Source organism: Paenibacillus sp. D2_2 (genome assembly GCF_031199965.1).
Taxonomy (GTDB): Bacteria; Bacillota; Bacilli; order Paenibacillales; family Paenibacillaceae; genus Fontibacillus.
In genome coordinates this window covers 2,936,697-2,960,934 of sequence record NZ_CP133605.1, presented here as the reverse complement: position 1 = coordinate 2,960,934, position 24,238 = coordinate 2,936,697, and the positions used below count along the sequence as shown (strand labels likewise).

Below are 24,238 nucleotides of genomic sequence, written 5' to 3'. Positions count from 1 at the left end.
ATGCGTCATTGTCGAAATAGGGTGGTAACACGACACATTCGTCCCTAACGAATGTGTCTTTTTGTTTTTTATAACAAGGAGGTTGTTACAATGCGACAGAGCACTTTACTATTGAACACTTTGCGAGAATCGCCTGCGGAAGCAGAGGCGGCGAGTCATGAATTGCTGTTAAGAGGCGGATTTATCCGGCAATTGGCGGCTGGAATTTATACCTATCTGCCATTAGGCCGGCGTGTATTACGTAAGATTGAGCAGATTATTCGTGAGGAGATGGAACTTACCGGGGCGCAGGAAATACTGATGCCGGCGCTCCAGCCTGCTGATCTGTGGAAGGAGTCAGGACGGTATAGTGTGTATGGTCCTGAGCTAATGCGTCTATCTGATCGTAATGAACGGGAGTTCGTTCTGGGGCCAACGCATGAGGAAGTTATCACAGCTTTGGTACGGGATGAGATTAACTCTTATCGGAAGCTGCCCGTCACGCTGTACCAGATCCAAACGAAGTTTAGAGATGAGCGCCGTCCTAGATTCGGATTACTTCGCGGACGAGAATTTGTGATGAAGGATGCTTATTCTTTTGACATAGATTGGGAAGGATTAGATCGATCTTATCGAAAAATGTACGGGGCGTATGAGCGCATTTTTGAGCGTATGGAGTTGAATTATAGAGCCGTGGAGGCGGATGCGGGAGCGATTGGCGGCGAAGGGGAGACCCATGAATTTATGGCCTTGGCCGATATTGGCGAGGATACGATTGTATCCTGTACTAGCTGTAATTATGCAGCAAATATAGAAGCCGCTGTTGGTAGGGACGGAGCTGCATCAGTTGTGCTTTCGTCCGAAGTGCCACCGCGCGAGAAAATCCTCACTCCTGGAATCCGCACGATTGATGAACTCGTTACCGGCCTGCAGGTGGGAGCGAAGCAAATTATTAAGACGCTTATTTATAAGACGGATCAACAAATTGTTGCTGTTTTAGTCAGAGGTGATCATCAGGTCAATGAACTTAAAGTGATGAAATATTTGAACACCGAGAGTTGTGAGATTGTTGAGCCAGGTTCCCTACAAGAGTTTGGGCTGGCACCTGCTGGTTCTATTGGCCCTTGTGGACTCCTTATCCCTGTGCTTGTAGATCAAGAGGTTGCCATAATGTGTGAAGGCATTGCCAGGCGGCAATGAAGCGGATGTACATGAGATTCATGTCCGTCCAGGACGGGATTTTAAGCTTGAGCAAGTTGGCGATTTCCGGAACGTAGTAGAGGGAGAGCGTTGCCCACATTGTGAGCAAGGGCGGCTGAAATTCTCACGTGGAATTGAGATGGGGCATATCTTCAAGCTAGGCACCAAATACAGTGATAAGCTAAATGCTCAGTTTTTGAATAGCTCCGGTAAAAAGGAACCGATGATCATGGGCTGTTACGGTATTGGAATATCGAGACTACTCTCCGCCGTTGCTGAACAATATCATGATGATCGAGGTATGATCTGGCCTATGTCAGTGGCTCCATTTCAAGTTCATCTTATCCTTATATCCAGTAAGAATGAACAGCAAATTCAAGCTGCAGAAAGACTGTATGCCGATCTGTCGCAGCAAGGGATTGAGGTATTGTATGATGATAGGAATGAAAGTGCTGGCGTAAAATTCAAGGATTCTGAGCTAATTGGTATTCCACTGCGAATTACAGTAGGCAAGAACGCTGAACAAGGGGAAGTCGAGCTAACTGTTCGTAAAGATGGGCACAGTAAGCTTGTCTCTATTGATGAGATCGTTAATCAAGTCAAGGAAAAAGTGATGCTGCCGCTACATTCGTTTAAGTGAGTCACCTAAGCATAGAGATTGATACGCAAAAAACAGTTATCACCATCATTTTGTGGTGATAACTGTTTTATTAAGAACCCAACCTATCTGGAAGAAGTTAGAGTCTTACGCCCAGTTCCCTTTGCGGAATACCGGTCAATAGTGCCATCAGGAAGCTCGCCATCAATGTCCAGCTCTGCTGAGCCAACCATGAAGTCAACATGGGTTAGACTTACGTTAGCCCCCCGTTCTAGCAACTGCTCTTTGCTCAGCTTAGTACCGCCTTCAATATTAACTGGATAGGCGCTGCCAAGCGCGAAATGGCAGGAGGCATTCTCATCGACACCAGTATTATAGAAGACCCGGTTCATACGAGAGATCGGCGAATCATGTGGAACGAGTGCGACTTCGCCAAGGTGGGTGGCGCCTTCATCGGTCTCCAGTAGTTTGGCCAGATGTTCACGGCCCGATTTGGCATCGAAGTGAGTCACTTTTCCGTTCTCAAATGTAAGTTCGATCCCTTCGATCAGCTGGCCATTCAAATTGAGCGGAAGCGTGCTGTGGACGGTACCATTTACGCCTGTACGATGCGGCATCGTATAGATTTCCTCCGTTGGCATATTAGCAACAAAATATGTGCCGGATGCATTTTCGTCACCGCCACCAAGCCACCTATATCCTTCAGGCAACTCTACACGCAGATCGGTGCCTGGAGCACGATAATGAAGGCTGCGGTAGTGCTTGTTGTTCATAAACTCCTGGCGTTCTTTGAGCTGTTTGATATGCTCCTGCCAAGCCTGCACAGGATCGCCGCTACCGACCCGGTTCATGGCGAAGACGGCTTCCCACATCGCATTGATCCGCTCTTCTTCTGGAAGATCAGCGAATACCTTGTTGGCCCAGGCCAACGTTGGCGCTTTAACCAGAGACCAGCTGATGATGTTGTTGCGTGTATACATACTGAATTTTTCACGAGCAATGGCCGCTGCTTTAACTGCGGTAGATACCCGCAAGCTGTCAACACCGCGAAGTAGCTCAGGGTCAGGTACTTTAATATGTAACAATGCACCGCCAGCTTCCGCGAATTGCTCCATTTTATCTGCTTCCCATTTAGGATAGAAGCTGAAGGAGTCCTCTGGGGCTTTCTCATATCTGATCCGCGAGATCATCTCGTCGATCCACTCCACCTGAACAAGCTTAGCTCCGGCTTCATATGCTTTGCTGACGATCAGACGCGTCAAATCTACCGTCTCTATTGGGGCTTGTACGATCAGAAGCTGACCCGGCTGAATATTAACACCTACTCTAACGGCCAGTTCAGCATACTTTTCTAATAATTGATTGAAATTATCCACTACTTCATTCCTCCCTAACCTTACTTGCCTACATGCCTTTTATGGGCCCGATCTCCATTATAACTCAATCTTTAAAAATATGAGGTCATAAAGAAAGGGAGTCGACGCACTTTATCAATATTATTGATAAATACCATAAGATCATTCTAATTGACCTCATATCTATGCTATGTTAATTTCAGTTTATATAATTCTGATATAAATACTTGGATTTTAAGTTGGACGGGTGAAATTATTGGTCTTACAAGTAACGAACAGTCCTTTTAACGAAGAACAAGTTGACCTTTTAAATCGCTTATTACCGAGTCTGAACGATTCTCAACGGGTGTGGTTGAGCGGATATCTCACGGCCCTGCTGGGAACTGTCACAGGTGCTGCGGCTTCAATCGATCAGCAAGTGGTTGTCAAAGCGACAGATGCTATGATACCTGTAGCTAACGAGCATTCTTTAGTAGTGCAGGCGGGGATTAGTAGTACTTTGACCTCCAAAGAAATCACGGTGTTATACGGTAGTCAGACCGGGTAATGTGAAGGGTCTGGCGCAGCAGTTGTCACGCAGACTGGAGGGCGAAGGCTTCCAGGTGACAACCATATCGATGGGAGATTTGAAGCCGAACCAGTTGAAGAAGATCGAGAAACTGCTACTTCTAGTCAGTACACATGGTGAAGGTGACCCTCCAGATGCGGCGATCTCATTCTATGAGTTTCTGCACAGCAAGCGGGCTCCGAAGCTGGAGAGCCTGGAGTTCTCTGTGCTGGCGCTTGGCGATACATCCTATGAATTTTTCTGCCAGACAGGTAAGGATTTCGATAAGCGGCTAGAGGAGCTTGGAGGTAAACGGATCGTTGATCGCGCGGATTGTGATGTCGACTTTGATGAGACAGCAACGGAGTGGACGAATCAAGTTCTTGCAGCGCTAAATGTGGGGCATGCGGTAGCATCGGGTATTCCTGTTCAAGCCAACATGTCTCAGGTAACGGGATCTCAAGCCGACAGAAGTTCCTCAACTTACTCCCGTACGAACCCATTTATGGCTGAGATCCTAGAAAATCTCAACCTGAACGGACGCGGTTCTGAGCGCGAGACGAGGCATATAGAGATTTCGCTAGAAGGTTCAGATCTGCAATATCAACCGGGCGATTGTCTGGCAATTTACCCTGAGAATCATCCGCAACTTGTTCAGGATATTCTGGATGCGATGGGCTGGTCTGGTGATGAACAAGTGACGGTCAATAAGAATGGTGAGCAGAAGCAAGTTCGCGATGCTCTCTTGAGCCATTATGAACTTACAGTGTTAACTAAGCCACTATTAACCCAAGCTGCAGCCTTAACGGGGCATGCCCAGTTGCAGGAGCTAGTGCAGGCAGGGCATGAAGCAGAGCTGAGATCGTATCTGAACGGCCGAGATTTGTTGGATCTGATTCATGATTTTTCGCTAAAGGGACATACGGCACAGGAACTCACATCCATATTGCGTAAAATACCTCCCCGCCAGTATTCCATCTCCAGTAGCCCTGCGGCGTACCCAGAAGAAGTCCATATTACGGTTCGTACGGTGAATTATGAGAGTTATGGCCGCGAAAGATACGGCGTCTGTTCAACTCAGTTAGCAAAGCGCGCAGAGGTGGGCGATCATCTCCCAGTATATATTCAGCAGAATGATCAATTCCGGCTTCCAGACAATCCGGATACACCGATTATTATGATCGGTCCGGGCACCGGCGTAGCTCCATTCAGAGCTTTCCTCGGAGAACGGGAGGAGACGGGGCAACCGGCAAAACATGGCTCTTCTATGGGGACCAGCATTTCACGACCGATTTCCTCTATCAAATAGAATGGCAGCGCTGGCTGAAGGACGGAGTACTCACTAGGATGGATGTAGCTTTCTCTCGGGATACGGCGGAGAAGGTCTATGTACAGCATCGTATGCTAGAACATAGTCGCGAGCTGTTTACTTGGCTGCAAGAAGGAGCAGTTGTATATGTCTGTGGTGACGAGAAAAGAATGGCTCATGACGTTCATGCCACTTTGCTTCAAATTATAGAACGCGAGGGTGCCCTGAATGCAGAACAGGCTACAGAATACTTGGCCGGTATGCAGCAGGAGAAGCGTTACTTAAGAGATGTGTACTAAGAGAGGTAGTTCAAAAAGTCCACTTTTGATAAGAAAACCGATCGAAGTCATTCAAGGATGAGCGACCGCGATTCAAAGGTAGGTTTTCTTGGCGATATAGAATTTCATCAACTCCGTTGATAACGAATAAATTCTATATCTAACACGAAGAAACACGGAGAGCTTATTCGGCATCGAATCTTGAATTCAGCCGGGTCTTCCGGTGCTCATGTACTCAAAACGTACGCTCCGCTCCTCAGACCCTAGCTTCATCCAACCTTCTCGGTGCTGAAAATCGGACTTTTTGAACACTTATTAAATAGTTTTTTCAAGTCTTGTGAGAGGAGTAAAGCGGATGTCAGATAACAACTTACTGTCGCTGAACAGTGCGCCGCATAGTGATGTGGAGGATATTAAGCGCTGCAGCAATTATTTGCGTGGCAAACTGCGGGAGACGCTGGAGGATCGTATTACCGCGTCCATCCCGGAGGACGATAACCGGTTGATGAAATTTCACGGTAGCTATATGCAGGATGACCGTGATCTACGCAATGAGCGCAATAAACAGAAGCTAGAACCAGCGTATCAATTTATGCTTCGTGTCCGCGCTGCGGGCGGAGTCGTTACACCGGATCAATGGCTGATGATGGATTCCTTGTCGGACCGTTACGGGAATGGCACCATCCGCTTAACAACACGGCAATCCTTCCAATTGCATGGACTTTTGAAATGGAAATTGAAGCAGACGATTAAGGAAGTGAATGATTCCTTATTGACGACGATTGCAGCTTGTGGAGACGTGAATCGGAACGTTATGTGCAACCCGAATCCGTACCAGTCGGAGATTCATGAGCAGGTCTATGCCTGGGCCAATCAGCTGAGCAAGCATCTTGAGCCAAGAACACTGGCCTACCATGAGATCTGGTTAGATGGGAGAAGGTAGAGAGTACTCCGAGCAAGGAGGAAGAGCAGGAGCCGATTTACGGTGCTGTGTATCTGCCGCGAAAATTTAAGATCGGAGTCGCTGTTCCACCTTCGAATGATGTAAATGTCTATTCGCAGGATCTCGGTTTCATCGCGATCGTAGAGGATGGCAAGCTGCAGGGCTTCAATGTAACGGTCGGCGGCGGAATGGGGATGACTCACGGCGATACCAACACTTATCCGCAGGTTGGACAGTTGATTGGCTTCTGCCATCCAGAACAGATCGTCGATTTGGCGGAGAAGACGGTAATGATTCAACGCGATTATGGCGATCGTGCAGTGCGCAAGCATGCCCGCTTCAAATATACGATCGATGATCGCGGCATCGACTGGTTCATCGAAGAACTGACGAAGCGGCTCGGCTGGAGCTTGGAGGATGCTCGTCCATACCATTTTGAGCATAACGGTGATCGTTATGGCTGGGTGAAGGGCAGCGATGGCAAATGGCATTATACGTTGTACATTCAGAATGGCCGCATTAAGGATGAGGAAGGATACTTGCTGAAGACCGGCCTTAAGGAGATTGCCAAGATTCATCAGGGTGATTTCCGCTTAACTGCGAATCAGAACTTGGTGATCGGCAGTGTGACGAGTCATAGGAAGAAAAAAATCAACGAACTTATCCAGCAGCACGGATTATCCGATGGGGCTAATTACACAGCCTTGCGTAGAAACTCAATGGCATGCGTCGCTTTTCCGACTTGCGGTCTGGCAATGGCTGAATCGGAGCGCTACCTGCCTTCCTTGCTCGATAAGATCGAGCCGATGCTGCAGGAATCCGGGCTAGCGGAGGAAGATATCGTCATCCGTATGACCGGATGCCCGAACGGTTGCGCCAGACCAGCACTGGCCGAAATTGCCTTCATCGGCAAGGCGCCCGGCAAATACAACATGTATTTGGGTGGCGGCTTCGCTGGTGACCGACTTAGCAAGCTGTACAAAGAAAACATCGGTGAAGCGGAAATTCTCGATTCACTCTCGCCGATCATTAAGCACTATGCAGTAGACAGGCGGGTAGGGAGCATTTCGGCGACTTTGTCATCCGCAGCGGCTACGTCAAGGAAGTCCGCTCCGGACTTGATTTTCACGCATAGAGGATGACAGTAAGACAGCAGCTCTGACTTCAAGCCGGGGCTGCTGTTTGTCGTAGAGGTGAAGATTATGCAAACGACCTAGAAGATTGATTCTAGGCTAACGGAGTAAAGACCATCCACAAATGCGATTAATTTGTCTTGTCAAGATATAAAAAGTAGGTTATATTACATGTAATTAGATAATCTAACTATATGGGCAAGGAGGTGTGCAAGATGAATAGAAAGCCAGCCAAAGAATACACAACAGAGCAGCAGTTGCCTAGACTGGGAATAGAGCCATATTTGAAACTTATGGAGCGTACGGCCTCATCCGAGACGGATCAGAACGCAGCCCATTTGGGATTAGTCATGCTGTGGCTGGGGATAACGTCCTGGACGTAGTGGATGAAGGCTTATCTTCTTTTGACATCACCGAGAGCAAGCTGGATCTACTAGTGTTATTATCGCTTCACGCTGATAAAGAGCTGGTTACACCATCGTCGATTGCAGATCGGCTGGGTATACGCCGTTCCTCGGTTACTTCATTACTGAATTGGGTGGAGCAGAGGAATTGGATTATCCGCGAGCCGTATGCCAAGGACGGCCGTATGACCCACGTTCGTATCAGTCCGGAAGGTAGATTGCTGCTGCAACGAGTATTGCCTACCTTCTGGTCGACCTGCGCATCTCTGGTAGAAGAATTAAATAAAGAAGAGCAGGAGGTGTTCAGAAGCGTCCTGGTTAAGTTAAATAAAAATATCGAAAATCGGCTAGGAGCAGGAAGATAATTTTTTTGATCATATAGTTAGATAATCTAATTACATGTAATACTATCCAGTTAATCTTAATCAACTATTTACGTTTATATTGAAATGAAAGTACGTGATCAAACATGAGACGAACACAAGGTTCCATGCATCAACAGAAGGCGCGTGCACCTCATTTGGTTACGCTGCGCACGATGGTGAAGGAGATGTTCATGCACACCAGGTCACAGTGGGGCCTGCTAATGCTCGGCGCGATCTCTGTTATCGCCATCTCTGTACTCGAATTTACGATTCCTCAGCTAACCAAGCACATTATTGATCAGATTATACCTGCTAAAAGATATTTTGCCTTGTTGGAAACGGGAGGACTTATTGTATTGGCGGGCTTGCTGCTAGGGGGATTTAATTTCGGCAGCAGTTACGTGATGACGCTTGTCAGTCAGAGAGCAATCTTCCAGCTGCGGAGCAAGCTGTATAAGCATACGTTAAGTTTGGATTTGACGTTTTTCGACCGAAATCGTACAGGCGATCTAATGGCAAGGTTGACGGGCGATGTCAATCAACTGCAAGAGCTGGTTTCCGCAGACAGCCTATCTATTCTCGCAGACATGATTACTTTTATCGCGATTGTCGGCTACTTGTTTTATACCGATTGGAAGCTGGCGCTTCTGACCTTAATCACTTTACCTTTTCTATTCGTTACATCGCGATTTTTCAGTCTACGTATTAAAAGAGCATATCGAACAGTCCGGCAAATATCCGCGGAATTAAATAACTCACTTCAAGATACTTTGTCAGGCATTCGTATGGTCAAGTCATTTGCAAGTGAGGATAAGGAAGCCATGGAGTTCGCGAAATGGAGTGAGCAGCACCGGGCAGCAACCGTAGCGGCGTCTCGCTTGTCAGCGATCTTTGCGCCTATTATCAACTGGCTTAACCTTATAGGCATGACTGTAGTGCTCTTGTTCGGAGCTTGGCAGATCATGCACAACCGTATGACTGTGGGTGAGATTGTCGCATACTTGGCCTACTTGGGCTTGCTGCAAGCTCCCATTCGTTCCTTCAGCCGATTAATTACCAAGCTACAGCAATCTGCAGCCGCCTTCGAGCGGATTCAAGAAGTGCTGGAGGTTGTCCCAAGGGTTTGCGATAAGGAAGATGCAATTGTACTCCCTCCTGTTCATGGGGATATTGTGTTCGATGATGTGGGGTTTGCTTATGAAGAAGGAAGACCTATTCTGCAGAACTTCCACTTGCTGCTGCGGCGTAATCAGACGACTGCTCTAGTCGGCTCATCAGGTTCAGGGAAATCAACGATTGCTTATCTAATTGCCCGTTTGTACGACGTCCAGCGAGGCGATATCTATATTGACGGACATCCGTTAACGGATGTGACGATGAAATCACTGCGTCAGCAAATGGGTATTGTGTCGCAGGAAGTCATTCTATTGAACGGAACTATTCGTGAAAATATTGCTTACGGTAAGCCGGAAGCAACAGCCGAGGAAATTCAAGCGGCAGCAGTCGCTGCGAATGCCCATGAATTTATTACTGCATTTCCTCAAGGGTATGAGACTCCGATTGGGGAAGAGGGGTCAAGCTTTCAGGCGGACAAAAGCAAAGACTGTCCATTGCCAGAGCCTTCTTGACCAATCCTCGTATCCTCATTCTGGACGAAGCTACGGCGGCTCTTGATACGGAGTCGGAACAGTATATCCAGCGTGCGTTGTCCATGCTTTTGCCAGGGCGTACCTGTCTGGTTATTGCCCATCGGCTTTCGACGATTCAAAGTGCAGATCAAATCGTTGTCCTGGAGCATGGACAGATCATGGAGCTGGGGAATCATGAGACACTGCTGCGGCAAAAGGGAAGATACAAGGCGCTGTATGATATGCAATTTCCGGCGAAATCTATCTATTAACCATATTAAAATTGAGGTGTACAATGGATAACCAAACAAATATAGCAAGAAACTACTCACTTATGACCGTCATTCTATGCTGGTCCGGACTCGTAGTTATGTCCAGCTTGTATGTCACCATTCCGCTTATTTCCGTATTCGCGCAGCTTTTCAGTATTTCGGCGACACAAGCAGCGGCTGCGGGAAGCACCTTTTCGATTGGCTTTGCCCTAGGGTGCTTAATCTATGGCGCTCTATCGGATAAGTACGGACGGAAACTCGTTATTTTCGTAGGACTGCTTTTTCTGACGATTATCTCTTTAATGCTTGGATTCGTTCATCAATTTGCGTGGCTCTTAGTTCTAAGGGGACTGCAAGGAGCAGCGGCTGCAACCTTCTCCCCGGTTTCACTTGCCTATGCGGTAGAAATGTATCCAGCGGAAAAACGGGTTACAACAATCGGATTTATCAGTACGGGATTCCTAGCAGCAGGAATTGTGGGGCAAGTGATCAGCAGTGTGATCAGTGAGCATTACGGATGGAATGCTGTCTTTTATACCCTTGCAATGGTGTACGCATTAACTGCAGCTGTAGTGTTCTTCTTACTTCCAAAAGGAGGCATCCAGCAAGCTCACGCTAATATCTGGGAACCTATGAAGCAAATCGGCAAGGTATTTGTCCAGAAACAGCTGGTGCTGTGCTATTTGGTGGCGTTTGTACTGCTTATGTCATTTGTAAGCATGTATACGGTGCTCGGCAATTATTTAAGCCAAGCTCCCTTTGAACTGAGCAAGCAAGAGATCCTCTATGTGCGGATGTTTGGCATATTGGGCATGCTCGTGTCTCCCTTCGCAGGCAGAATATCCAAGCGGCTTGGTCTACGTGTCACGCTGCGGGCCGGGTTGTTGCTGGCAATCATCGGACTGGCGTCTATGGGAATAATATCTAATCTGCCCTTGCTCGTTGTAATGAGTATCATCTTTGTATCAGGCATCGCCATTGCCGTACCTTCGCTCGTTTCGCTCGTTGGTCAACTGGGAGGGAAGATGCGTGGAATAGCTGTATCCGTTTATACGTTCATTTTATTTACTGGCACCAGCTTTGGTCCGATTATTTCACTCTATTCCATGAAGAGCGGCAGCTACCTGATTACATTTATTCTGCTAGCTTGCATACTGTGCGTGGGTTTGCTGGCCGCTATGCTTATTAATGGGGAGGAGGCCGATGAAGTGAAACAGGCAGTGGTCCCCTTAGATTTAGAGTTGTAATCATCTCAAAGCCGATCAAATAGATAATGTCTAGAAACCGGGAAATCTCCAGCTAAGGCTGGGATGACCCGGTTTTTTTAGAAAGATCTTAATTTTACAAACATGACTCCTTAAGATCGCGCATTGTTTAATAATCCCGCTTACAACATAATGAAGCTAGAAATCAAATATTTGTTAAGGGGGATTCACGGGATGAAGTTCAAGCCACTGATGATCGCACTGCTCGCAAGTGCGCTGACATTGGGCCTGGCTGCTTGCGGCAGCGGCAGTAATGATAGCACTAGCAGCAATGGTGGGAAGAATGAAGGCAAGACGAACAGCCAGACGAACTCTGGTACGAAAGAGGATACGAGCAAGAAGGATGTCAAAATTACCTTCCAGAACATCTATCCGGACCCAACTGATCCTAAGTATAAAATGCTTCGTACGGTTGTTGCCAACTATGAAGCCGAGCATCCAAATGTCAAAATTGAGCTTGATTCGCTGAATACCGACCAACAGAAGGTGAAGCTGAAGACACAAGCGGCTTCCAAGGAAGTGCCGGACATCACTATCGTTAACCCGGCTGCGCAAATGAAGCCCTTCGTCGATGCCGGCTTGTTCGCACCACTCAATGATATGGTAGAGAAGAATGGACTAAAGGGCACATTCCAGGAGGGTATCCTCAATTATTACACCTTCGACAACAATTTGTATGCGCTTCCGGACGGCAACAATATCGCAATTATTTATTACAACAAGAAGATGTTCGAAGAAGGCGGAGTTAAGGTTCCAACGACCTTCGAAGAACTGGTTGACGTGGTGAAGCAACTTAAGGCCAAAGGCATTCAGCCGATGGCGATTGGGGAGAAGGATTCCTGGACCGGTTCCTTCCTGTTCATGAACATTTTGCTTCGCACTAATGGCGGCCCTGGTTTCCTTCAGGATGTGCTTGACGGCAAGAAGACTTTTGAAGATCCAGCGTTCACCGAAGCAGTTAATGCGTTTGAAGATCTGGTCCAGGCCGGAGCTTTCCAAGAAGGAGCAACTTCGTTCGACTATAACGCAGGTGAGAACTTGTTCAAGACAGGTAAATCCGCGATGTATTTCATGGGTAGCTGGGCTACGGGTGGTATTGAAGAATCAACAGCTAACGAAAATCAGAACGTAGGCGTATTCAAGTTCCCGACGGTTAACGGCAAGGGTGATCCTAATGAATTCATGCTCGCTCCAGGTAGCGCATTCGCTGTTTCGAAGGACAGCAAGCATTTAGAAGAGACACTCGACTTCTTGAACTACTTCTTAGTCAATTATCCGAAGGAAATGTTCAAACTGAAAGGCGCGATCGGTCTGGCCCAGACGGTGGATGGAGATTTCAAAGCAGCCGGATACTCCGATATGGCGATGGAAGTATTGAACTTGTTCAAGGATGTTAAAGGTGGAGACCTGGCCTTCGACAATACGATGAACCCGGGTACTGCACAGGCTCATCTTAGCAGCATTCAGAATCTGTTCGTATCGAAAACAGATGCGGCCGCGGTTGCGAAAGAACATCAGACCGCTTACGACGAGAATAAGGAATAACAGACGCTGAGGAAGGAGACCGAAGGAAGCTGGAGTTCCCATGCTCTCTTCGGTCTCCTTGTACTACATACATCAACGTCTAGATGGGAGGGAACATCATGAATGTACTTAAGGTTTCCGGATGGAAGATCGCTGCGTTTGTTCTACCTTGTCTAATAATATACAGCTTACTAGTATTCGTGCCGATTCTCGTATCATTTTATAGTGGCTTGCTGGATTGGAACGGGATCGGCGTGGCTAAGTTTGTCGGTCTTAAAAATTTCGAGAAAATGCTGACGAACGACCCTATATTCTGGCCTGCCGTAGGAAGAACAATGCTGCTGGCAGGGGTATCGATGTGTGTGCAGTTACCTCTCGCATTATTTATAGCCATATTAATTAGCCGCTATGTCAAGAAGCCTAACTTTCTCGTCTCTAGCTATTTTCTGCCGGTCATTCTATCGGTCGTCGTCATTGGACAACTGTGGAAGACAATTTATAATCCGGCCTCGATGGGCGGGATGCTCAATCAAGTCCTGGAGTCGATGGGCCTTAGTGCTTGGACACATTCCTGGTTGACCGAGCCAAAGATTGCGATCTACTCCGTGATCGTCGTCGCCTTATGGCAGTACCTCGGCTATCATATTTTGATTCAATTTACTGGCATACAGAATATCCCTTCCGATATTTACGAAGCAGCAAAGATCGACGGTGCCAGTGGGCTGAAGGCGGATCGTTACATTACCTTGCCGCTAATCGTTCCGATCTTTAAGATCTCGGTCGTATTATCGTTTATTGGTTCGTTGCAATCCTTTGACCTGATTATGGTTATGACCGGCGGAGGTCCGGCACATGCGACAGAGGTCGTCGCTAGTCTGATGTACAACATGTCGTTCTTATCGATGAAGTATGGATACGGTAGTGCTATCGCTTCCTTCCTAGTCATTCTATGTCTAGCAGCAACGATTATCATTAACGGTTTGTTCAGCAAGCTGGACAAACGGTATTCATAGAAGAGAGGGGAGATAAGATGAGTCACACGGCACCCGTCCTACGGAAACCAACTGTTCGGAATTATAGGCGAAGACGCTTCTCCATCACGACATCAATTGTCTATCTGATCTTCGCGATTCTACTCGTTACCCAGCTCTATCCTTTGCTGTGGCTGTTAATCTATTCCTTGAAGACGAACGAGGAGATTCTCTCCGGGAGCTTCTTCGCCTTACCAGCTAGTCTGCAATGGCAGAACTACAGCGACGCACTCGGGGGCGGGCAGTATTTTCGCTATTTGCTGAATAGTCTCTTTGTTACTTCCGTAACGATGGTCTGCGTTATTGTGCTTGCTTCACTAACTGGATTCGCCATTGCCAGATTCCGTTGGAGATATGCGAATGTAGTGTTGATGGTGTTCCTCGTGGGAATGATGATTCCTATGCAGGGAACTTTGCTTCCACTCATGATCATATTTAAGCATATAGGCATCCTGAATACGCATCTGTCGCTGATCTTACCCTATATGGCTTTCCAGACACCAATTGCGGTCTTCATAATCAGTGGGTTCATGAAGACGATCCCTCACGAGATCGAAGAATCAGCCATTGTAGACGGATCAGGGATCTTCCGGATCTATTGGAATATCGCTCTGCCGATATCTGTTCCTCCGATTATGACCGTCTGCATACTTACCTTCATTAACATTTGGAATGAGTACATTCTGGCGGCGACCTTCGTCACGGCGGAACGTCTTCGGACACTTCCGTTTGGCGTATACAGCTTCGTCAGCCAATATTCAGTAAATTACGGAGGAATTGGGGCCTTCCTCGTGCTCGGAGCATTGCCTGTCATTTTGATCTACTTCCTGCTAGCGGAGAAGATTACAAAAGGGATGGTCGCCGGAGCGGTCAAAGGTTAAAATAGGTTTACTATGAGAAGCTTCCGTTCAATCCATAACCGTCTCTTTTTACTATTGTTAGTTGGCATGCTGGCTTTAGTGTTAATTACGACTTATCTGTATTATCAGCGGGCTACCGAGCAAATTCGAACCAAAGTCAGTGACATTGCGGAGAAGAATATGTCGCAGACGGCGGGGTTATTTGATTTGCTTCTAAAAAGCTATGACAGTGTCACTAAATCTCTGAACAGTAATTCTGAATTGATTCGACTGTTGCAGGATCGTGGAAATAAAGAAAACCCGGTAATACAAGTAAATAACGATCAGCGGATAACCGATACCTTAGGGGCGATCTTCTATTCCAGGGATGATATCGTCGGTATCCATATCGTCACTTATTCGGGGCGAGTGTACAGCTATGAGCGTTCGATGGGTGGAATGGTGCGAGAATATGCGGAGACGGCCTGGTTTCGAATTCTACGTCAGTCATCCGGGGAGATGAAATGGCTGGGGGTATATCCGCATTCACTGATGAGCGGTGGGTTCGACAAGCCTGTCTTCGCCTTTGGTCGCCAGCTATTCGAGCTGAGTGAGCTCAAGCAGATCGGCATCGTACTGATCGAGACCGATGCTTCGGCGATTATCTCGGCACTATCCAACGCCAGTCTTGGCGAAGACAGTGTCGTAGCGATTCGAGATGAGCATGGAATGGAGATCATCAGTACTGCAGAGGGGGAGAGGAGACGGGCATTCCACAGGATTGGCCCTCTACACCTCGTATCGACGGTATAAGAATTCAGGAAATGAACGGCTCCCTGCTTACGGCGGCACCGATTCAGAAGCCAGAATGGACGTTAATCAGCCAGACCCCATTGTCGGATATGCAGCTTGAATTGAGGAAGACAAGACAATATTTAATGTCTGTCGTTATTGGCGTCATAATAGCCGCAACGTTCCTGGCTGGCTTCATCTCGCGAACATTCTCCTTGCCGTTCAAGCGACTAATCCGTCAAATGAAGCAGGTCGAGATGGGGAATTTCCACGGAGAAGTGAAGGCCGATTCCTATGAGGAGATTAATGTGCTCGTCGCTTCCTTCAACCGTATGGTCGGTCGAATAGACGAATTGATTGAGCGGATTAAATTGGCTTCGATTAGCGAGAAGAACGCGCAGCTTCAGGCACTTCAGACCCAGGTGAATCCTCATTTCCTGTTCAATACACTCGACATGATCTATTGGATGCTGGATGAACGGGAGAATGACCGTCTGGGCCGGGTTATTCTGGCCTTGTCCAGAATGTTTCGCTATAACAGTGAATGGGAGGAAGGAGCTAGCTCCACTCTTGGGAATGAATTAGAGCAAATGCGAAATTATTTAACGATCATCGAGACTCGTCTCGGAGAGAGATTGAAGGTTAATATCTCTGTTCCAACACAACATCTAGAGTCAAGAATTCCGAAGATGACGCTGCAGCCGATCATTGAGAATGCTGTAAAATACGGTCTAGAACCGAAGGCGCAGATAGGTACACTCCATGTCTACAGCAAGGAATGCGATGAACTTCTGCTGTTGGTCGTTGAGGATGATGGAGTGGGCATGGACGCTTCAACGCTGGAAAGGATCTCCGCGATATTACTTGAAGGCCGCAGCCGCTCCGAGAATGGACCGATTCGATGATGAAGGTAATGGAGCAGGATAATGGATTACCGAATCGCCGTGGCATTGGTCTATTTAATGTCGATCAGAGATTGATGCTGATGTTCGGCGAGCCCTATGGCCTCAAGTTATGTAGCGAATTCGGACAGGGAACCAAAGTTATTGTTGTGATGCCGAAATCCGATATGAGGGGGTAGAGGTATGAACATATTGGTTGTAGATGACGAGAGTATAATCCGCGAGGGGATACAGCGCACGCTGTCTCAACAGTTTCCTCAGCATACGGTCTATTTAGCAGCAAAAGCGGATGAAGCGGCTTGGTTACTCAGAATTGAGTCCATTGATCTCGTGTTAACAGATGTACGAATGCCAGGCATGACGGGGCTTGAACTGATGGAGCTGTCGCGCGGAAGGCATCCACATGTCAAATGGGTCGTTATTTCTGCTTACTCTGAGTTTGCCTATGCCCGTGAAGCGGTTCGTCTCGGTGCCCGGGATTACTTACTTAAGCCGATCGGTAAGGAAGCGCTGATCGAAATGGTCGAGCAACTTGGTGCAGAAATTGAACAGAATACGATGCGCTCCAAGGAGACGCATCTAGTGCGGCAGAATCTACGCTTGCTACGGGAAGGAGCGCTAACCCGGCTTATTACCGGTTTGGACTTTGGCGGTATTGATTTGAACGCTTTGCTGGAAGATCATCCTTATTTTTATCTGGTCATGGTACAAATCGAGCAGAAGCGGTCTGGTCATCTGGAGCATTTTATCGTGGAAAATGTGCTGACGGAGCTGTTCGACAATTTCGGACATGGGGTTGTGGCCAGCGCTTCGGTCAATCAACTCGTAGGTCTGGTGACACCAGATTTACCCCATCAGTTGCCTGTGCTGATTGATGAACTGAAGACTCAGCTTAAGCGCTGCTTGAAGGTTCCTTTCCAGGTGATCGCAACAGAGGAGCTAGATAAATTCTCGCTAATTCCTAGACAGGTAGAGCTTATGCAACGAGCAGAGGTTGGCCAATCTAGCGAGCTTAATCATGAGGATCATAACAATGAGGCGATTGAACTGGCGTTAAAATATATCCGGGCTCACTATCAGGAGGAAGTGACGCTGGAGAGAGTATCCTCTGTGGTCTTTCTGACCCCTGTCTACTTCAGTCAATTATTCAAACAGAAGACAGGGCATGGCTTTAAGGACTATATCATTCATCTACGAATGGAGGAAGCAAGGCGCTTACTGCACCAACCGGGCTTGAAAATATCCGATATCGCGGAGAGAATCGGTTATCAGGATATGAGGCACTTCTCCCAAGTGTTCCGCCGTAAATATAATATGACCCCAAGCGATTATCGCCAGCAGTTAAGCGATTCTGAGAAGGAAGAAGGTCATCGCTTCTCCTGGAGCTAGGGCTACATAAGATGTATGTTATTCATAAAAACCGGGGTATCCCTTACTTAATCTGGGATCCCTGGTTTAATTTTGCTTACGACATTTTATTCAGGAGTTCTTTTACCTGCTGCTCGAGATCGGGCAGGGGATTATGATACATCTGGCCGATTAATGGATCCATTAGGATCGGGAAGAGCAGGGCTCCGAAAATTTGCACGCTAGACAGAATCAGCTTGTCCGAGTCCGATTCATTCGTCATTTCTTTCAAGACTGCCGTTACTTTAGGAAATCCCATCGTCTTGACGAAATGAGCAAATTCAAATTGCGATTCGAAAGGGAAGCTGCTATGACTAACAATTTGCCTAAGTAAGTCTGGGTATCTCTGAAAGGTTCTGGCGTACTCGGTCAAGAAAATCTCCATCCGCTTCTTGGCAGGCAGATCCGTCCGATCCAGCACGGAGAAACATCCTTTATATGAATTAAGGATAATCTTGATTGTTTCGTCCAGAAGCTTATCCTTGGTACCGAAATAATAATTCACCATGGCGATATTCACATTTGCAAGAGAGGCGATTTTGCGCGTTGTTACAGCCTCAAAGCCCATCTGCATAATAACATCATGTGTAACCCTCAGAATATGCTCCTTCGTTGACAATTCCTGATCTTTGGATGGCTGCTTCATGGATTCACCTCAGCTCGTTCTATATTTTTAAAGGCGGTAGCCAGCATCAACTTCAATCGGTTAATCTGATTAACCTCGGTCTCGCTAGCGTCATAATCAATCGCCGTAATGTTAGCCGCTGGATACAATTCCTTTAGGCCTTTGAGCATTCCCCGACCGGTGACATGATTTGGTAGACAGGCAAACGGTTGAATGCAGGCGATATTCGTTACACCGCTCTCAATCAGCTCCATCATCTCCGCAGTCAGGAACCAGCCTTCTCCTGCTTGATTGCCGACAGATAGCAACCGATTCGCTTTCTCAGCTAGCTCATAGATTGTCAGCGGTACTGCAAAGCGTTTGCTGAGCAGCAGGGCATCCTTGAGGGGCTTGCGGAACTGCTCCAGGAAATAAATCAAGCTGCGTCCTCCAATGATACCCCGCTTGCTCTTGCCAAGATGCTGTCCCATGAACACAGACCCGTAACAGCAGTATAGGAAGAAATCGAGAATATCCGGAACGGCAGCTTCCGCACCTTCTTGTTCGATCAACTCTACGATATGGTTATTGGCGCCAGGATGGAATTGACGAGAATCTCGCCGACGACACCGATGCGTGGCTTGCGATAATCTGTAATCGGTAGTGAGTCGAATTCTTGTACGATCCGCGCCAGATTGCTTCTATAAGCACGAAAGCTGAAATTGTAGAGCGATGCTACGCAAATGCCCATCCATTTACGGAACAGATCATTGGTGCTACCTGACTGAAGCTCGTATGGACGAATCCGATGGCTGACTCTCATCAAGGCATCACCATACACCGTAGCAGCGATCAGCTTCTTGACCAAGCTAAGCGAGAATTCAAAGCCTGGATGCTTCTCAAGACCGACCGCGTTCAGTGAGATGACCGGAATTTGCTCCAACCCGGCGTCCTTTAGCGCTTTGCGTAGTAGGGCAATATAATTGGTAGCCCGGCATGCCCCTCCGGTCTGTGACATGATGACCGCTGTGCGATTGACATCATATTTGCCGCTTCTTAATGCATGAACGAGCTGTCCAATGGTCAGAATCGCCGGGTAACAGGCATCATTGTTCACGAACCGAAGTCCTTCATCGATCGTGTCCGCGGTAACTTCCGGAATCAGCTCAGCCCGATAGCCCTCACTGTTCAGAACAGCCTCATATAGTTCAAAATGAATAGGCGACATTTGTGGTATCAGAATGGTATATTCTTTTTTCATTTCCTCTGTAAAGAGGAGCGTGCTACTTGTTATGGTCTCCGTACAATCCATTCTGATTTTCTTTTGTTCCCGCTCTTTCATTGCGGCTAGTAGAGAACGGATTCGAATGCGGGCTGCCCCAAGGTTGTTGATTTCATCGATCTTGATTATCGTGTACATCTTATGATTTCGTTCCAATATTTCCTGAACCATGTCCGCCGTCACTGCATCAAGGCCACATCCAAATGAATTCAACTGTACAAGCTCAATCTCATTACGGGTTGCGACTACCCTCGCGGCGCGATAGAGCCGGGAATGGTAGGTCCACTGATTAACAACGCGCAGATCATTAGCTGGTTCGGCAAGATGGGCGATGGAATCCTCGGTTAACACAGCCAATCCGTACGTATTGATCAACTCAGGAATACCATGGTGGATCTCCGGATCAACATGATAAGGCCTTCCGGCAAGAACGATTCCTTTCGTCCCGGTCTTCTCAAGGTAGCGTAGCGTTTCCTCGCCTTTGTGACGAATGTCCTTTCTGACGGTATCAGCTTCTGTCAGTGCAGCATCGACCGCTTCGTTGATTTCCCTGCGCGAGATTTGTGGAAAAGTATTTGCTAGCTCTTTCTTCAGCGCCTTAGGGTTATCAAGAGTCAGGAATGCTTGAACATAGGGGATACCCGCCTCTTTGAGCCGATCCATATTCACCCGGATCACTTCGGGATAGGATGTGACCACTGGACAGTTAAAATGATTCCTGGCTTCCTCATCCTCCATGTGCTCATAGACGACCGAAGGGTAGAAGATGAAGTCGACCTTCTGCTCAATCAGACTATCCACATGACCATGGGTTAATTTCGCTGGATAACAGACGGATTCAGAAGGGATCGATTCCATGCCTTGCTCAAATAGTTTCTTACTGGAACGAGGGGAGAGGATGACCCGGTATCCCAGCTTCGTGAAAAAGGTGTGCCAAAACGGAAAATTCTCGTACATATTTAGAACGCGCGGGATGCCTACGGTGCCGCGCACTGCTTTCTCAGCGGGTAATGATTCATAGCCAAAGATACGGTCATACTTATATTCATAAAGATTAGGCAGATGGTTCTTCTCCTTACGCAATCCGGCACCACGTTCACAGCGGTTGCCAGTGATGAAGAAGCGTCTATCTTGGAAGCGATTGATGGTAAGGGCACAGTTATTGCCACATAGCCCGCAGCGGCTATGTGATATCGAGCAGGTGAACTGTCCAAGCTCAGATAGAGACAGCAGGGTGCTTAATCCGCTTTTGTACTGCTCTTTGGCGATCAAAGCACAGCCGTAGGCGCCCATCATCCCGGCGATATCGGGGCGGACGACCTCTTTGCCGATCAACAGCTCGAAGGCCCTTAGTACCGCTTCATTGTAAAACGTCCCGCCCTGAACGATGATGTTCTCACCAAGTTCTTCGGTATTGCGCAGCTTCAATACTTTCTGGATCGCATTCTTGATGACAGAATAGGAAAGTCCGGCGGATAAATTGGCTAAGGAGACGCCTTCTTTCTGAACCTGCTTCACCTTGGAGTTCATAAATACAGTACAACGCGAACCCAGGTCTACTGGCTCGTCGGCAAGTAGCGCAGCTTCGGCGAATTGCTCGATCGGAACGTTAAGTGAACCAGAGAAGCTCTCCAGGAAGGAGCCACATCCGGCGGAACATGCTTCGTTCAGCATCAGTCCGTCGATCGCCCCGTTCTTAATCTTGATGCATTTCATGTCCTGACCGCCAATATCGAGAATGAAATCTACTTCAGGGGAGAAACGGGCTGCCGCTTTATAGTGGGCAACAGTCTCGATTTCACCGATATCGACCTTGAACGCTGCCTTAATCAAACCCTCGCCATATCCTGTTACTGCAGCATTTGCGATATAGACCTCATCCGGAAGCTCTCGGTACATCGTCTGTAGACCATTACGCACCGATTCAAGGGGATTCCCATGATTACTGTCGTAGAAAGTATATAGAAGTTCATCCTCCGTTCCGGTCAGCACAATCTTGGTCGTTGTTGAACCAGCATCGATCCCTAGAAATAAAGGACCTTTGTAGCTTAACAGATTTCCCTTGTGAACAGAGGCGGTTGCATGCCGTTCACGAAACTGCTGCAGCACCGTTTCATCTTGAAAGAGACGGGGAAGAGAAGTGGTAGTACGGCTTCTACCATTTATTGTGAAGCTTTCAAAGCGTGAGCATAGATCGTCGATCGCGATCGGCTCAAAGTTTCGGCTCTTGATTGCTGCTCCTATTGCCACGAAATACAGACTGTTCGCGGGAAAAATAACCGCTTCGTCAGTGATTTTTAACGTCTTCGCAAAACGTTGGCGCAGCTCGGATAAATAGGTCAGTGGGCCGCCGAGGAAGGCAATATTACCGCGGATTGGACGACCACAAGCAAGTCCGCTAATCGTCTGGGTGACTACGCTCTGAAATACGGATGCGGCGATATCTTCCTTACGTGCGCCTTCGTTAAGTAGAGGCTGTACGTCCGTCTTAGCAAATACACCGCAGCGTGAAGCGATCGGATAGATTGTCTGGCAGCCTTTGGCCAGTTCGTTCATTCCTTCCGCATCGGTCTTTAGCAGAGCGGCGATCTGATCGATAAAAGCTCCAGTGCCACCTGGCACAGGCGGAATTCATCCGCTGCTCCAGACCACCTGTGAAATAGATGATTTTGGCATCCTCGCCGCCTAGTTCAATAACTACATCTGTGTTAGGAATGTATTGTTCAACAGCCTCTGTACAAGCGATGACCTCCTGGACGAAGGGCAGCATTACATGCTCTGCCATCGATAGTCCTGCAGAGCCAGCTATGTTCATCGATACGATGGCGTCCGGAAATTTCGACTTTAATTCAGTCAACATATGTAGTGTCGTACCTTTAACATCGGAAAAATGTCTGCAGTATCTCTGATGTATGATCTCGCCATTCGCTGTAATGGCAACCAGTTTAGCTGTTGTTGAACCCATATCCAGTCCAATGTGAAGTAGCATACAATAGTGTCTTCCTTTCAAACTATGATTTAAACACTGTTTAACGCGAATATAGCATTCTGAATTTGAACACGTCTGTAAAAAAAGGCACAGTATTTTTGAATTTATATATTTAAAGGTACTGTAGTTTTGTAAGTGAATGCTTTATAATGTAATTGTTGTAGTTACAGCAATGGCATATTTGCTTGAGAGATGAAATTTGTTTTTAGGTTGTCAAAACGAAATGAACGAAGGAGGATATACGATGAAAGTAGAAATATGGTCAGATATTGCTTGTCCTTTTTGCTATATAGGTAAACGGAAATTCGAGCAAGCCTTGGAGCAGTTCCCTCACAAAGATCAGGTGGAACTCGTCTTCAAGAGCTTCCAGCTCGACCCAAATGCACCGAAGCAGTACGACGAATCAATGGAGGAGATGCTCGCACATAAATATGGTATTTCTGTCGAACAAGCGAGAGGAATGAATGACCAGGTTGTTGCGCAGGCGCGTGATGTTGGATTGGATTATCATCTAGATACGGCAGTTATGACGAACACGCTAGATGCCCACCGGGTCGGTCATTATGCCGATACGAAAGGGAATGGCAAGGAAATGATGGAGCGTCTTCTTTCCGCGTATTTCACAGAATCGAAGCATGTTGGGGATCACGACGTATTGGCAGACTTAGCCGCTGAGGTTGGGCTGGATGCCGGTGAAGTCAAGCAAATGCTGGCTGGGGACGAATATAAAGAACAAGTGATTGGTGATCAGCAGGAAGGGGCAAGACTAGGCGTTCAAGCAGTACCGTTCTTCGTATTAAACCGCAAGTATGCGGTCCGTGGAGCACAGCCTATGGAAGCCTTTCTGGGTGCTCTAAATCAGGTATGGGAAGAAGAGAATCCTAAGACAAAGCTTGATGTCCTTGGTTCGGATGGGGCAACCTGCACGGACGATTCCTGTTCATTGTAAGTAAGAATTTATATAAAAATTTAACGGACACCGCGGACGCTTAAATGGATAATTTCAATCATTATATATAAAAATGGTTACTTATCACATATATGCGTAAGTGGTGCCCGTTTTTTGCGCCAGATCGATAGTCAAAAGGAGAAACTTTAATGAAAAAAGAAAGTTTTATTCAACCTGATTTGAAGAGTTGGCTGCATAAGTTTCACTTTTCAATACCTATTAAGGTGAGATATTGTGAGACCGATATGCTTGGACATGTTAATAATGTAAGCTATTTCATGTATTTTGAGCAGGGACGGATTGAATATTTTGAGAATCTCGGGCTGTTTGCTGAGTTGTTCGGTGAAGAGAGAGTGGCAGTCGTTGCCGATTTGGAGTGCCAGTACATAGCACAGATGTATCGTAGCGATAAGGTTGAAATGCATGTGCGTGTGGCGTCGCTTGGCAGGTCCTCTCTGGATGTGGAATATGCCGTCGTTGTAGAAGATACTTTGAAAGCTGCCGGACGTGGAGCTGTAGTGTTGATTGATACCAACAACGGGAAGAGCACGCCAATTCCGGAGGAAGTTAAGCAGGTTATTACGGCTTTTGAAGGAGAGAGTCTTGCTCACTGATTTTACGCAATATATAATCTTCAGTGTGA

13 protein-coding genes and 6 pseudogenes are annotated in these 24,238 nt (G+C 47.3%); 16 read left to right on the top strand and 3 right to left on the bottom strand.

The window, feature by feature from the left end:
• The first annotated feature begins 90 nt into the window (after positions 1-90).
• Positions 91-1,819, top strand: a pseudogene (locus RE628_RS15045) (proline--tRNA ligase).
• A gap of 105 nt (positions 1,820-1,924) precedes the next feature.
• On the opposite strand, the pseudogene RE628_RS15040 reads toward RE628_RS15045, so the two are convergent.
• Positions 1,925-3,153: pseudogene (locus RE628_RS15040) on the bottom strand (aminopeptidase).
• A gap of 235 nt (positions 3,154-3,388) precedes the next feature.
• On the opposite strand from RE628_RS15040, the pseudogene RE628_RS15035 reads away from it, so the two are divergent.
• The 13 genes and pseudogenes from RE628_RS15035 to RE628_RS14975 all read left to right on the top strand — a co-directional run bounded on the left by RE628_RS15035 (position 3,389) and on the right by RE628_RS14975 (position 17,753).
• Positions 3,389-5,287 (top strand): annotated as a pseudogene (locus RE628_RS15035) (assimilatory sulfite reductase (NADPH) flavoprotein subunit).
• Positions 5,288-5,621: 334 nt separating this feature from the next.
• Positions 5,622-7,344, top strand: a pseudogene (cysI, locus tag RE628_RS15030) (assimilatory sulfite reductase (NADPH) hemoprotein subunit).
• A 213-nt stretch (positions 7,345-7,557) separates the two neighbouring features.
• A pseudogene (locus RE628_RS15025) lies at positions 7,558-8,111 on the top strand (MarR family winged helix-turn-helix transcriptional regulator).
• Positions 8,112-8,215: 104 nt separating this feature from the next.
• Positions 8,216-9,739: an ABC transporter ATP-binding protein gene (locus RE628_RS15020; protein ID WP_309153861.1), complete on the top strand. Its 1,524-nt coding sequence runs from the start codon at positions 8,216-8,218 to the stop codon at positions 9,737-9,739.
• Positions 9,715-10,011: a hypothetical protein gene (locus RE628_RS15015; RefSeq protein ID WP_309159474.1), complete on the top strand. Its 297-nt coding sequence runs from the start codon at positions 9,715-9,717 to the stop codon at positions 10,009-10,011. Before RE628_RS15020 ends, RE628_RS15015 begins: the two co-directional genes overlap by 25 nt.
• A 23-nt stretch (positions 10,012-10,034) precedes the next feature.
• Entirely contained in the window at positions 10,035-11,258 is a 1,224-nt protein-coding gene (locus RE628_RS15010; protein WP_309153860.1) for an MFS transporter, read from the top strand.
• Positions 11,259-11,450: 192 nt separating this feature from the next.
• Positions 11,451-12,821, top strand: coding sequence for an extracellular solute-binding protein (locus RE628_RS15005; protein ID WP_309153859.1), 1,371 nt, complete (start codon positions 11,451-11,453; stop codon positions 12,819-12,821).
• 98 nt (positions 12,822-12,919) lie between these two features.
• Positions 12,920-13,813, top strand: a complete 894-nt coding sequence (locus RE628_RS15000) for a carbohydrate ABC transporter permease (protein ID WP_309153858.1) — start codon at positions 12,920-12,922, stop codon at positions 13,811-13,813.
• 17 nt (positions 13,814-13,830) lie between these two features.
• On the top strand, positions 13,831-14,712 hold the full coding sequence (locus tag RE628_RS14995; protein ID WP_309153857.1) for a carbohydrate ABC transporter permease: 882 nt from the start codon (positions 13,831-13,833) through the stop codon (positions 14,710-14,712).
• Positions 14,713-14,724: 12 nt separating this feature from the next.
• Complete coding sequence (locus RE628_RS14990) at positions 14,725-15,483, top strand: cache domain-containing protein (protein WP_309153856.1); 759 nt, start codon at positions 14,725-14,727, stop codon at positions 15,481-15,483.
• Positions 15,484-15,494: 11 nt separating this feature from the next.
• Entirely contained in the window at positions 15,495-16,367 is an 873-nt protein-coding gene (locus RE628_RS14985; RefSeq protein ID WP_309153855.1) for a sensor histidine kinase, read from the top strand.
• The gene (locus RE628_RS14980) at positions 16,364-16,543 is read left to right on the top strand and encodes a sensor histidine kinase (protein WP_309153854.1); all 180 of its coding nucleotides are present in this window, start codon (positions 16,364-16,366) and stop codon (positions 16,541-16,543) included. The genes RE628_RS14985 and RE628_RS14980 overlap by 4 nt, the downstream gene beginning before the upstream one ends.
• A 4-nt stretch (positions 16,544-16,547) precedes the next feature.
• The gene (locus RE628_RS14975) at positions 16,548-17,753 is read left to right on the top strand and encodes a response regulator (RefSeq protein WP_309153853.1); all 1,206 of its coding nucleotides are present in this window, start codon (positions 16,548-16,550) and stop codon (positions 17,751-17,753) included.
• A 76-nt stretch (positions 17,754-17,829) separates the two neighbouring features.
• Here the strand turns inward: RE628_RS14975 and RE628_RS14970 are convergent, their stop codons facing one another.
• Both RE628_RS14970 and RE628_RS14965 read right to left on the bottom strand, forming a co-directional pair.
• Positions 17,830-18,417, bottom strand: coding sequence for a TetR/AcrR family transcriptional regulator (locus RE628_RS14970; protein ID WP_309153852.1), 588 nt, complete (start codon positions 18,415-18,417; stop codon positions 17,830-17,832).
• A pseudogene (locus tag RE628_RS14965) lies at positions 18,414-22,646 on the bottom strand (acyl-CoA dehydratase activase-related protein). The gene RE628_RS14970 and the pseudogene RE628_RS14965 overlap by 4 nt, the downstream one beginning before the upstream one ends.
• 244 nt (positions 22,647-22,890) lie before the next feature.
• Here RE628_RS14965 and RE628_RS14960 point away from each other — a divergent pair.
• Together RE628_RS14960 and RE628_RS14955 are read left to right on the top strand one after the other, a co-directional pair.
• Positions 22,891-23,595, top strand: coding sequence for a DsbA family oxidoreductase (locus tag RE628_RS14960; RefSeq protein WP_309153851.1), 705 nt, complete (start codon positions 22,891-22,893; stop codon positions 23,593-23,595).
• Between the two features lie 149 nt (positions 23,596-23,744).
• Positions 23,745-24,209 (top strand): acyl-CoA thioesterase, encoded by a 465-nt coding sequence (locus RE628_RS14955; RefSeq protein ID WP_309153850.1) that lies wholly within the window; start codon positions 23,745-23,747, stop codon positions 24,207-24,209.
• Positions 24,210-24,238 lie beyond the last annotated feature (29 nt).